Below are 11,387 nucleotides of genomic sequence, written 5' to 3'. Positions count from 1 at the left end.
AGATGTGGATAGGAGACAGGACGAGGACATCACGTCACACGGGAGCTGGCGGCACTACCTGGAACACAGGCCGAGCTGAGGTTTTGAGGGGCGCGGAGAACTGCGCGACCAGCCCCCACGCACCCGCACCGCCCCCGAACCCGTCACCCCACCGACGAGTAGGCCACAACCCCCCGCAGCAGCAGATCAACAGCCTTGCGCGCGTTCTTCGCGACCGTGGACCCCTCACCCCCGGACACCGGCGCCGCCGCCGAGATCTGCCCCAGCACGTCGATCACCTGCTTGCACCACCGCACGAAGTCCCCGGCCGGCATCTCCGCCTCCCGCAGCACCTCGTCCAGCCCCTTCCCCGAGGCCCACATGTACGCGGACCAGGCGAAGCCGAGATCCGGCTCCCGCTGCCCGACCCCCTCGGTCTGGTTGATCCGGAAGTCCTCTTCGAGCGCGTCCAGCCGCCCCCAGATCCGCACCATCTCACCGAGCGCGGCCTTGGCCTTCCCGGACGGCAGCTTGGGTGCCATGGCGTCGTCGCCCACCCGGGACTCGTACACCAACGCCGACACGCACGCGGCCAGTTCGGCGGGGCCGAGGCCCTCCCAGACGCCTTCCCGCAGACACTCGCTGGCCAGCAGGTCGAGCTCGCCGTACAACCGGGCCAGCCGCTTGCCGTGCTCGGTGACCTCGTCGCCGCGCAGGTAGTCCAGCTCGGTCAGCAGGGCCACGATCCGGTCGAAGGTACGCGCGATCGTGTTCGTGCGTCCCTCGATGCGCCGCTCCAGCTGCGAGGTGTCACGCAGCAGCCGGTGGTAGCGCTCGGCCCAACGGGCGTGGTCCTCGCGGTCGTTGCAGCCGTGGCAGGGGTGTGCCCGGATCGCCGTCCGCAGCCGGGCGATCTCACGGTCGTCGGCCGCCTGCGCCCGCTTCTTGCGGACCCGCTCGGGCGGGATGTGCCCGGCCTTGGTGCGCAGCGCGGAGGCCAGGTCCCGACGGGACTGCGGCGACCGCGGGTTGAAGGACTTGGGGATCCGCATCCGCTCCAGCGGCTCCACCGGCACCGGGAAGTCCATCGACGCGAGCCGCTTGACCTGCCGCTCGGCGGTCAGCACCAGCGGCCGCGGGCCGTCGTGGTGCTCGAAGCCCCGGTGGCCGTTGGACCGCCCGGCGGGCAGGCCCGGGTCCAGCACCAGCGCGAGACCGGCGTACTTGCCCGTCGGCACGTGGATGACATCGCCCGGCTTGAGCTTCTCCAGCGCCACGGCCGCCTCGGCCCGCCGCTGGGAGACGCCCTGCCGGGCCAGCTCCGTCTCGCGGTCCTTGAGCTCCCTGCGCAGCCGGGCGTACTCCTCGAAGTCACCGAGGTGGCAGGTCATGGAGGCCTTGTAGCCGTCGAGCCCCTCCTCGTTGCGCTGCACCTGCCGGGAGATCCCGACGACCGACTTGTCGGCCTGGAACTGCGCGAACGACGTCTCCAGGAGCTCGCGCGAGCGGTGCCGCCCGAACTGCTCCACGAGATTGACCGCCATGTTGTAGGACGGCTTGAAGCTGGAGCGCAGCGGGTACGTGCGCGTGCCGGCGAGTCCCGCCAGGTGCTCGGGGCTGCTGCCGCGCTGCCACAGCACCACCGCGTGGCCCTCGACGTCGATGCCGCGCCGCCCCGCACGGCCCGTGAGCTGGGTGTACTCGCCGGGCGTGATGTCGGCGTGCTGTTCGCCGTTCCACTTGACGAGCTTCTCCAGCACCACCGAACGCGCGGGCATGTTGATGCCGAGGGCGAGCGTCTCGGTGGCGAAGACAGCCTTGACCAGGCCGCGTACGAACAGCTCCTCGACGACCTCCTTGAAGGTCGGCAGCATGCCCGCGTGGTGGGCCGCGATGCCGCGCTCCAGGCCCTCCAGCCACTCGTAGTACCCGAGGACGTGGAGGTCCTCGGTGGGGATGGACGCGGTGCGCTCCTCGACGAGGGCGCGCACCTCGCCCCGCGCCTCGTCGTCGTTCAGCCGCAGTCCCGCGTACAGGCACTGCTGCACGGCCGCCTCGCACGCGGCGCGGCTGAAGATGAAGGTGATGGCGGGCAGCAGCCCCTCGGCGTCCAGCCGCTCGATGACCTCGGGCCGGCTCGGCGTCCACACCCGCGACCGCTGCCGCCGCTCGCGCTCCCGGTCGGCCTCGCGCATCGCCCGGCCGCGCCTGCGGTCCTGGTACGACGGCCGCTGGGCCTCCATCCGGGCCAGCCGTACGAGGTCGGGGTTGACGGCCTTCTTGCTGCCCTCGCCCTCCTCGAACAGGTCGTACATCCGCCGTCCGGCGAGCACGTGCTGGAACAGCGGCACCGGCCGGTGCTCGGAGACGATCACCTGGGTGTCGCCGCGCACGGTGTCGAGCCAGTCGCCGAACTCCTCGGCGTTGGACACGGTCGCCGACAGCGACACCAGGGTCACCGACTCGGGGAGGTGGATGATCACCTCCTCCCACACGGCGCCCCGGAAGCGGTCGGAGAGGTAGTGCACCTCGTCCATGACCACGTATCCGAGGCCGAGGAGCGTCTGCGAGCCCGCGTACAGCATGTTCCGCAGCACCTCGGTGGTCATCACGACCACGGGGGCGTCGGAGTTGACGCTGTTGTCGCCGGTGAGCAGGCCGACCTTCTCCGCGCCGTATCGGCGGCACAGGTCGGCGTACTTCTGGTTGGACAGCGCCTTGATGGGGGTGGTGTAGAAGCACTTCTTGCCCTGCTGCAGGGCGAGGTGGACGGCGAACTCGCCGACGATCGTCTTGCCGGAACCGGTGGGGGCGGCCACCAGCACGCCCTTGCCGGCCTCGAGCGCCTTGCAGGCCTCGATCTGGAAGGGGTCGAGACCGAAGTCGTACATCTCGCGGAAGCCCGCGAGCGCGGTGGCCTGCTCGGCTGCCCGCAGACGGGCTGCCGCGTACCGCTCGGCCGGTGAGAGGTCCTCTGTCATCGTGCTTTCGAGCGTACCCGGCACCACTGACAACAGGACGATCATTATCCGGATCCAGGTCCGCGGCACCCGCCCTTCACGCAGTTCAAGGGCCCACCACGGACACAGCCCCGCGGACGCAGCGCGCGCTCAGCGGCAGCGGTCCGAGCGGCTCGCCGTCCGCGTACCCCGTGACGCCCGCCGCGGCGAGCCCGACCTTCGCCGCCCGCACCACGGTGACCTTGGGATGGTCGACGTGCGTGCCGCGGTACACGCTCGGGAACACCCGCAGCAGGGTGCTGCGGGTGCAGTCGCCGACCACGGTGACGTCGAACAGCCCGTCGGTGAGGTCCGCGCCAGGACAGATCCGCATGCCGCCGCCGTACGACGATCCGTTCCCGACCGCCACCAGGGTCGCCTCGACCTCGTGGACCCGGCCGTCGTCGAGGGTGATCCGGTACGGGAGGGGCCGGAAGGCGGCCAGCTCGGCGAGCATCGCGAGGTCGTACTTGAGGCGTCCCGCGGGCCATCTCATGCGGTTGCCGCGGTCGTTGACGCGGGAGTCGAAGCCGGAGGCGAGGACGGTGCCGAACCAGTGGTCGCCGACCCGCCCCAGGTCGGTGTCGTGGACGCGGCCCTCCTTGAGAGCGTCGGCGATGAGCCGGCCCGCTGCGGCGGGGTCGCGCACCGGCAGCCCGAGGGCGCGGGCGAAGTCGTTGCCGGTGCCCGCTGCGACCAGCCCGAAGGGCGTGCGGGTGCCCGCCACGGCCTGGAGGGCGAGGTTGGCCATGCCGTCACCGCCGACGGCGATGAGGGCGCCGGTGCCGTCCCGGACGGCGGCACGCGCGCGTGCGAGGGCGTCGGCGGCGTCCTCGCCGAGTACGGTCCGCACGGCGAAGCCCGCCGCCCGCAACGCGGAAGCGGCCGGCTGCGCCGCGCGGGCGCCCCGGCCGCGGCCCGCGGTGGGGTTGACGAAGAGGGTGATCTCGCTGGTCACGGAAGTGACCTTACGAGTCGCTTCCCGGTCGTCAGGTCACGTCGTCATAACCGTTGACCCGGTCCGTGCCGGCCTGCTCGGGCAGCGCCCGGGTGGCGGAGACGGTCTCGACCTCGCCGATGTCCTCGGGGGTCAGGTCCAGGTCGGAGGCCTCGTCGTCGGCGGGGCCCTCGGCCTCGCGACGGCGCCTGCGCCGGTCGTTGAGCAGGGAGAAGGCGGTCGCCGCGAAGTACAGGACCCAGATCGGCGCGGCCAGCGCCAGCATCGTGAGGGGGTCGGTGCTCGGCGTGGCGACGGCCGCGAACACGGTGATGGCCATGATCATGCCGCGCCACCAGCCGAGCATCCGCTTGCCGGTGATCAACCCGGTGAGGTTGAGGAAGACCAGCAGCAGCGGCAGCTCGAAGGAGAGGCCGAAGACCAGCACCATGCGCAGGACGAGGTCGAGCAGGTCGTCCAGCGGCAGCAGGTTGGAGGTGCCGCCCGGGGTGAAGCCGATCAGCACCTGGGCCGTGGTCGGCAGGACCGTGTAGGCGAAGTAGGCGCCGATGATGAACAGCGGGGCGCCGGTGCCGACGAAGGCGTAGGCGTACTTCTTCTCGTGCCGGTGCAGGCCGGGGGCGACGAAGGCCCACAGCTGGTAGAGCCAGACCGGGGAGGCCGCGACGACGCCGGCCATCAGCGACACCTTCAGGGCGAGCGTGAAGGGCGCGAGCAGGCCGTTGATCGTGATCTCGGCGCAGGGCTTGGTCGACTTGGTCGACCGGGCCAGTTCCGCGAAGGACTTGTCACAGCCGACCGAGTCGAGGATCGGCTTGGTGATCAAGTTGATGATGTCGTTGTAGAAGAAGGCGGCGACGACCGTGACAAGGACGATGGCCAGCATCGCCTTCGCGAGCCGGTTGCGGAGCTCACGAAGGTGATCCGCGAGAGGCATCCGCCCCTCGGGATCCCTCTCCTCTTTGCGGGCAGACTTGAGCAACCCACGTTCCCATCTCGTGCGGGCGGGCCGGTGGTCACCGGCCCCGCGTCAGCGCTTGGTCGTGTCCGTCGGCTCGGTGACCGGGCGCGAGCTCGTCACGTCGCCGGGGGCGGCCTGGATGGTGCGCTGAGCCGGGTTCTGCTCGTCGGTGCTGGGCGGGCCGGCCGGGGTGGCCGTGTTGCTGCCGCCCTCCTCCTTCATCGCCTTGGCCTCGCTCTTGAGGATGCGGGCGGACTTGCCGAGCGAGCGCGCCATGTCGGGAAGCTTCTTCGCGCCGAACAGCAGGATGATGACGACGAGGATGAGAATGATCTCGGGGGCGCCGAGCCTTCCGAACATAAGTCTTTACCTTCTCACCGAGGCGGCTTGTGGGGTGCTGTCCGACCGGTCGGACACGTGTCCGATCAGCCGTGCTGGCAGCGATCGTAACGCTCAGGGGTGAACGCCTGGCAATCCCTGTGCGTACTCCCGGTTCGCGGCCGAGCCTCGTTATCCGGTCCGCGACCAGCAGCGTACCTGCCGAGCCTGCCACGGTGACAGGTCGAAGTGGCCCAAAACGCATGCGCCGCCCGACTCACACCCAACTCTCAGCCGTACTCACAGCGAGTCCACAGAACGGGCCGTGCTCACCGCCGCGCGCTCCAGATCCTCCGCTGCCCTGCTGATACGCCGCGCGGAGTCCGTGACCTGGCGCCCGAGACGCTGGGCCTCCAGGAAGACCCGGACGGCCAGCACCCCGAGCACGGCGAGACCCACGAAACCCACAGCTACCGCGAACATCGGCCAGAACATGGCACCGAGCCTAGAGGGTGGAGTGCAGCCGCAGCGTGCGGACCCCGCCGCCGGTCAGCAGCTCCACGATCCGCTCGCCGGCCGGCTTGCGGACGGCCGCACCGCACTCCGGGCAGGTGAAGGAGTAGAAGGTGGTGCGGCTGCTCGCGCCGATGGCGAGGCGCAGCGCGCTGGCGGCCAGCTCGAACCGCTCCCGGCAGTCCGGGCAGCCCGCCTTGAAGGTCACCGGGGCCGCGCTTCTCATCCCCGCGAAGGCGGCAGCCACCGTGATGCCCGCACCGGACGTCGCCGACTCGCTCAAAGCCCCTGCTCCTGCCTGTCGTACTGACCGTCGTCCTGCCTGTCGAGCCCCGCGTCCGCCGCGTGCGTGCCCTGCGCCTCGACCCCGTCGTAGGCCGCCAGGGCCTCGCGGGCGGCCTCGCGGGCGCTGTCGGCGAGGCCGCGCGGCGAGACGATGCGGCCGTCGCGGCCGAGCCGGAGCGCCAGCCTGCGCAGTGACGCCGGGTCGGGGGTGCGCAGGGTAATACGCAGCCCGCCGTCGGAAAGCTCATCCGCACTGTCGTGCGGGTAGTACTCCGCGACCCAGCGCCCGCCTGGGCCGACCTCGACGACCACCTCGGGGTCCTCGGCCGCGGGCTGCACGAGCCCCTCGGACAGGTCCCTGAGCTCGACCTCGGGCGGCGCGGACGGCTCGTCGAGGATCTTGATCTCGGCGACCCGGTCGAGCCGGAAGGTGCGCCGCGCCTCGGAGCGGCGGCACCACGCCTCGACGTAGGTGTGGCCGACGCTGACCAGGCGGATCGGGTCGATCTCGCGCTCGGTGAGCTCGTCGCGGGCGGGCGAGTAGTAGCGGATCCACAGCCGCCGGCGCTCGGAGATGGCCCGGTCGACGTCCGCGAAGACGCCGCCCTCCGACTCGAAGGTCACCGAGAGGCGGGCGCTGGCCCCGGCGGTCTCACCGGCCGCGGTCTCCACCTTGGCGGTGGCCCGCAGCAGCGCCTGCCGGTCGCCCTCCCTGAGGCCGGGCAGGGTGGCGACCGCGCGGGCGGCCACCAGCAGCGCGGTCGCCTCGTCGGCGGCGAGCCGGAGCGGCTCGGCCGTCTCCTCGCCGAGGGCGGCGGGGTTGTGCCACCAGATCCGCTCGCCGTCGGTGTCGATGTCGAGGAGGTCGCCGCCGCGGAAGCTGGTGCCGCACATGGGCAGCACGTCGAGGTCGGAGACCAGCTCGTCCTCGGTGATCCCGAAGGCGCGGGCCACGTCCTCGACCCGCGCGCCGGGACGCTCCTTCAGATAGGTCACCAGCGAGAGCATCCGCCGGGTCTGGTCGATGGCGTTCGTGGGCCTGACCGGTTTGCCTGCCACAGTTCTCTTCCGCTCCCCCTCAGCCCTTGGCCACGGCACGCAGCCGGTCCACCACGTCGGCCCGCAGCTCGGCGGGCTCCAGGACCACCACGTCGGGACCGAACTCGACCAGCCAGGCGTCCAGCCCGTGGCCGTACGGAATCTCCAACTCGTCCCAGCCGTCCCCCAGTTCCCGAACCGAGGTGGCCTTCGCCCGCAAGGGGTACCCGGCGCCCGTGCGCAGCCGGATCAGCGCGCTGCGGTCGGCGGTCTCCCCCGCCCAGCTCGCCACGGTCTCGCGGACGGTGACGACGTCGGGGACCGGGGCGGTGAACCGCGCCCCGCGCGAGCGCACCTTGCCGGTGATCCGGGAGAGCCGGAAGACCCGCTCGGCACCCCGGTCCCGGTCGAATCCGGCCAGGTACCAGTGGCCGCGCCAGCACTCCAGCGCCCACGGCTCGACGTGGCGCGGCTCGGGGCGGGCGGCGGTGGCCTTGCGGTAGTCGAAGACGACCGGGCGGCGGTCGCGGCAGGCGAGCATCAGCGGCTCGAAGGACGCCTCGTGCACCGGGATGCGCGGCTCCAGGGCACCGTGCGCCTCGTACGGGTCGACGTCCTCGGGCAGCCCGGCCGCGCGCAGTTTCTGCAGCGCGCCGCTGGCCGCGCCGGCGAGCCGGGCCTGCTGCCACACCTTGGCGGCCAGTCCCAGGGCGGCGGCCTCCTCGGCGTCGAGGGTGATGGGCGGCAGCCGGTTGCTGTCCCGGCGGGCGAGGTAGCCGACTTCGCCGTCGAGGTTCTCAACGGTCTCGATCACCAGCCCGAGTTCGCGCAGATCGTCCTTGTCGCGCTCGAACATCCGGTTGAAGGAGTCGTCGGAATTGGCTTCCAGGTAGGCCTCGATGGACTCCCTGAGCTCGCGCTTGCTCAGCGGCCGTCGCGTCCCGAGCAGACACAGCGCCAGGTTCATCAGCCGCTCGGCCTTGGCAATGGCCATCGACGCCCTTCGCCTCCCTTTGTGCTTACGGACGATGACCGTACCGCCCCGGAGGAGCAAGGCAAAAGCCGAGGGCCCATGCCCGGACAGGCATGGGCCCTGCTCGATCAGGTCCGGTCGGATGCCGTACGACGATCAGACCGCGACGCGATCTTTTACGACTTCTCCGGTGACTCCGGTACGACGATCAGACGCCGAGGAGGTCGACCACGAAGATCAGGGTCTCACCGGGCTTGATCGCCGGGGTGGGGCTCTGGTTGCCGTAGGCGAGGTGGGCGGGGATGGTCAGCTGGCGGCGGCCGCCGACCTTCATGCCCTGCACGCCCTGGTCCCAGCCCTTGATGACCCGGCCGCCGCCCAGCGGGAAGCGGAAGGGCTGGCCACGGTTCCAGCTCGCGTCGAACTCCTCGCCGGTGCTGAAGGCCACGCCCACGTAGTGGACGGTGACGGTCTGGCCGGCCTGCGCAACCTCGCCGTCGCCCTCCCAGATGTCCTTGATCTCCAGGTCCGCCGGGGGCTCGCCGCCCGGGAAGTCGATCTCGGGCTTGTCGATGCTCACGTCACTCGCTCCTGCTTGTTCACGGAAAGGCAACAGGGACCAGTCTTACATCCCCGCCGCCGGGACCTTCGCGCATGTCCCCCGTGCGTCACATCTTCGCGAGGATGTCCACGGTGAAGACCAGCGTGGAGTCCTTCTCGATGCCGCTGCCGGCCGGCGGGTTGTCGCCGTAACCCAGCTTCGGCGGGATGGAGATCAGCACCCGGCTGCCGACCTTCTTGCCGGTCAGACCCTGCGCCCAGCCCTTGACGACCTGCTGGAGCGAGAACGACGCGAGCTGCTTGCGCTTGTACGTCGAGTCGAACTCCTTGCCGGTGTCCCAGACGACGCCCTTGTACTGCACGAGCAGCGTGCTGTCGGCCGCGACCTCGTCGCCGTCGCCCTCGATGACGTACTCCGACACCAGCTTGGCCGGCGCGTCCGCCTTGGGGATCTCGATCGAGGGGGCCTGGCCGTCGGTGTTGGTGCCGACCTTGGGCAGCGCGGCGTCGCTCTGCGCGGCCTTCTTGCCCTTGGCGGAGCTCTTCGCGTTGAACGTGTCCTGCACGTCGACGACGAACACCAGCGTGTCGGTGCCCTTGATGCCCGCCTGCGCGTTGCCCTCCTTGCCGTACCCCCACGTGGGCGGCACGGAGAACAGGACCCGGCTGCCGGCCTTCTTGCCCGTCAGGGCGTACCGCCAGCCGTCGATGATGCTGTTCTGCGCGAGCTGGATGACCAGGGCCGTCTTGCGGTCGTAGGAGTTGTCGAAGACCTTGGCCGTGTTCCAGATCTGCCCCAGGTAGTGGGCCTGGACGTAGTCGCCCTCCGCGATGGTGGTGCCGCCACCCGCGATGAGCGTCTTGACCGCGAGGTCCTTCGACGGATCGCCGCTGCCCTTGGCGACCGTCGGCTTCTCCCCGAACTTCGCACCCGCCGTGACCGCCGGGAGCGGGCCGTCGACGATCTTCGGCGGCGGCGCCTGGGAGCCCGAGGACGACGGCGAGGGTGACGTGCTGTCGCTCGCCTTGCTCGAGTCGGACTTTTCGTCACCGCAGGCGGCGAGTGTGGCCAGTCCTGCGGGAACGGCGATGAGAAGGGAGCGTCGGCGCACGGTGGGGGCCTCGTAATCGGTCGATCTTGTTGATGGCGTGCGCGCAACTCTACGGCGTGCGAAGGGCGCCGTACGGGAAACGTACGGCGCCCGTGTTGCGTTCCGGCGGTGCCGCGGAACGCTTTGCTCACATTCCGGCGATCAGTTTCTCGACCCGGTCGTCGACCGAACGGAACGGGTCCTTGCACAACACCGTGCGCTGCGCCTGGTCGTTGAGCTTGAGGTGGACCCAGTCGACGGTGAAGTCCCGGCGCTGTTCCTGGGCCCGGCGGATGAAGTCGCCGCGCAGCCGGGCCCGAGTGGTCTGCGGGGGCACGGACTTGCCCTCGAAGATCTTCAAGTCGTTGCAGATACGGGCTGCTTGACCCTTCTTCTCCAAGAGGTAGTAGAGCCCACGACGGCGGTGGATGTCGTGGTACGCGAGGTCTATCTGCGCGACCCGCGGGTGGGACATGGTCATGTTGTGCTTGGCCCGGTACCGCTCGATGAGCTTGTACTTCATGACCCAGTCGATCTCGGTGCCGATCCGGTCGAGGTCCTCCGCCTCGATCGCGTCCAGCGTGCGGCCCCACAGCTCCAGGACCTGCTCCACGGTTCCGGTGCGGATGCCCCGGCGCTCGCAGAAGTCCACGGCCTTCTCGTAGTACTCGCGCTGCACCTCCAGCGCGGAGGCCTCCCGGCCGCTGGCCAGACGCACCTTGCGCCGGCCGGTGATGTCGTGGCTGACCTCGCGGATCGCCCGGATCGGGTTCTCCAGGGTCAGGTCCCGCATCACGGTGCCCGCCTCGATCATGCGCAGCACCAGGTCGGTCGCGCCGACCTTCAGCAGCATGGTCGTCTCGGACATGTTCGAGTCGCCCACGATGACGTGCAGGCGACGGTAGCGCTCGGCGTCCGCGTGCGGCTCGTCGCGCGTGTTGATGATCGGCCGGGACCGGGTCGTCGCCGAGGAGACGCCCTCCCAGATGTGTTCGGCCCGCTGGCTGACGCAGTACACCGCGCCCCGTGGGGTCTGCAGCACCTTGCCGGCACCGCAGAGAAGCTGCCTCGTGACCAGGAACGGAATGAGAATGTCCGCGAGCCGGGAGAACTCCCCGTGGCGGGCCACCAGATAGTTCTCGTGGCAGCCGTAGGAGTTGCCGGCCGAGTCCGTGTTGTTCTTGAAGAGGTAGACGTCGCCCGCGATTCCTTCCTCGTGCAGGCGTCGTTCGGCGTCCACCAGGAGTCCTTCGAGAATGCGCTCGCCCGCTTTGTCGTGGGTGACCAGTTCGGTCACGTTGTCACATTCGGGTGTCGCGTATTCCGGATGTGAGCCCACGTCGAGATAGAGGCGTGCGCCGTTTCGCAGAAAGACATTGCTGCTGCGGCCCCATGACACGACACGGCGGAAGAGGTACCGCGCCACCTCGTCGGGAGACAGGCGGCGCTGTCCCCTGAACGTACACGTGACGCCGTACTCGTTCTCCAGCCCGAAAATGCGGCGGTCCATGACTGAACATTACGCCCGATCCCCCGAGCTGAAACGGGGTTCGGCCGCACGGTTTGGATCATTTTCCGATGAAGCCGCAACCACCACCCGACCGGCGGGAGCTGACAGGACGCGTCCCGTGACCAGCAGAACCAGCAGGGACACACCCCCCGCGACACCCGGCACGGCGAACCCCCACAGGGCCCCGCCGCCCTCGACGAC

The 11,387-nt window shown here is 70.2% G+C and carries 11 protein-coding genes and 1 pseudogene; all 12 read right to left on the bottom strand.

Annotated features, from left to right (window positions below):
- Positions 1 to 143 precede the first annotated feature (143 nt).
- A complete protein-coding gene (locus tag AOJ26_RS24835) occupies positions 144 to 3,005 on the bottom strand; it encodes a DEAD/DEAH box helicase (protein WP_053850565.1) in 2,862 nt (953 codons plus the stop codon).
- 40 nt (positions 3,006 to 3,045) lie between these two features.
- A complete protein-coding gene (locus AOJ26_RS24830) occupies positions 3,046 to 3,936 on the bottom strand; it encodes a diacylglycerol kinase (RefSeq protein WP_053850564.1) in 891 nt (296 codons plus the stop codon).
- Between the two features lie 31 nt (positions 3,937 to 3,967).
- Complete coding sequence (tatC, locus tag AOJ26_RS24825; protein WP_179200370.1) at positions 3,968 to 4,918, bottom strand: twin-arginine translocase subunit TatC; 951 nt, start codon at positions 4,916 to 4,918, stop codon at positions 3,968 to 3,970.
- A 48-nt stretch (positions 4,919 to 4,966) separates the two neighbouring features.
- On the bottom strand, positions 4,967 to 5,257 hold the full coding sequence (tatA, locus tag AOJ26_RS24820; protein ID WP_053850562.1) for a Sec-independent protein translocase subunit TatA: 291 nt from the start codon (positions 5,255 to 5,257) through the stop codon (positions 4,967 to 4,969).
- Between the two features lie 258 nt (positions 5,258 to 5,515).
- On the bottom strand, positions 5,516 to 5,710 hold the full coding sequence (locus tag AOJ26_RS24815; protein ID WP_053850561.1) for a hypothetical protein: 195 nt from the start codon (positions 5,708 to 5,710) through the stop codon (positions 5,516 to 5,518).
- A gap of 10 nt (positions 5,711 to 5,720) precedes the next feature.
- Positions 5,721 to 6,011, bottom strand: a complete 291-nt coding sequence (locus AOJ26_RS24810; RefSeq protein ID WP_053850560.1) for a hypothetical protein — start codon at positions 6,009 to 6,011, stop codon at positions 5,721 to 5,723.
- Positions 6,008 to 7,072, bottom strand: coding sequence for a helix-turn-helix transcriptional regulator (locus AOJ26_RS24805; RefSeq protein ID WP_053850559.1), 1,065 nt, complete (start codon positions 7,070 to 7,072; stop codon positions 6,008 to 6,010). Before AOJ26_RS24805 ends, AOJ26_RS24810 begins: the two co-directional genes overlap by 4 nt.
- A gap of 19 nt (positions 7,073 to 7,091) precedes the next feature.
- Complete coding sequence (locus AOJ26_RS24800; protein WP_053850558.1) at positions 7,092 to 8,045, bottom strand: helix-turn-helix transcriptional regulator; 954 nt, start codon at positions 8,043 to 8,045, stop codon at positions 7,092 to 7,094.
- A gap of 187 nt (positions 8,046 to 8,232) precedes the next feature.
- Positions 8,233 to 8,604, bottom strand: coding sequence for an FKBP-type peptidyl-prolyl cis-trans isomerase (locus AOJ26_RS24795; protein WP_020117713.1), 372 nt, complete (start codon positions 8,602 to 8,604; stop codon positions 8,233 to 8,235).
- Positions 8,605 to 8,692: 88 nt separating this feature from the next.
- On the bottom strand, positions 8,693 to 9,697 hold the full coding sequence (locus AOJ26_RS24790) for an FKBP-type peptidyl-prolyl cis-trans isomerase (protein ID WP_053850557.1): 1,005 nt from the start codon (positions 9,695 to 9,697) through the stop codon (positions 8,693 to 8,695).
- Positions 9,698 to 9,824: 127 nt separating this feature from the next.
- Entirely contained in the window at positions 9,825 to 11,186 is a 1,362-nt protein-coding gene (pafA, locus tag AOJ26_RS24785; RefSeq protein ID WP_028801611.1) for a Pup--protein ligase, read from the bottom strand.
- 9 nt (positions 11,187 to 11,195) lie between these two features.
- Positions 11,196 to 11,387: pseudogene (locus tag AOJ26_RS42115) on the bottom strand (MFS transporter); the annotation flags it as partial.

The sequence above is a fragment of the Streptomyces sp. NRRL B-24085 genome, from assembly GCF_001282115.1.
Taxonomy (GTDB): domain Bacteria; phylum Actinomycetota; class Actinomycetes; order Streptomycetales; family Streptomycetaceae; genus Streptomyces.
Note: the sequence above shows the minus strand (reverse complement) of the source record. Positions and strands in the feature narration are given on the sequence as shown.

Excerpts from the sequence above, each read along its gene's own strand:
- AOJ26_RS24835 (WP_053850565.1), bottom strand. The coding sequence starts at position 3,005 with ATGATCGTCCTGTTGTCAGTGGTGCCGGGTACGCTCGAAAGCACGATG.
- tatA (WP_053850562.1), bottom strand. The coding sequence starts at position 5,257 with ATGTTCGGAAGGCTCGGCGCCCCCGAGATCATTCTCATCCTCGTCGTC.
- AOJ26_RS24815 (WP_053850561.1), bottom strand. The coding sequence starts at position 5,710 with ATGTTCTGGCCGATGTTCGCGGTAGCTGTGGGTTTCGTGGGTCTCGCC.
- AOJ26_RS24800 (WP_053850558.1), bottom strand. The coding sequence starts at position 8,045 with ATGGCCATTGCCAAGGCCGAGCGGCTGATGAACCTGGCGCTGTGTCTG.
- pafA (WP_028801611.1), bottom strand. The coding sequence starts at position 11,186 with ATGGACCGCCGCATTTTCGGGCTGGAGAACGAGTACGGCGTCACGTGT.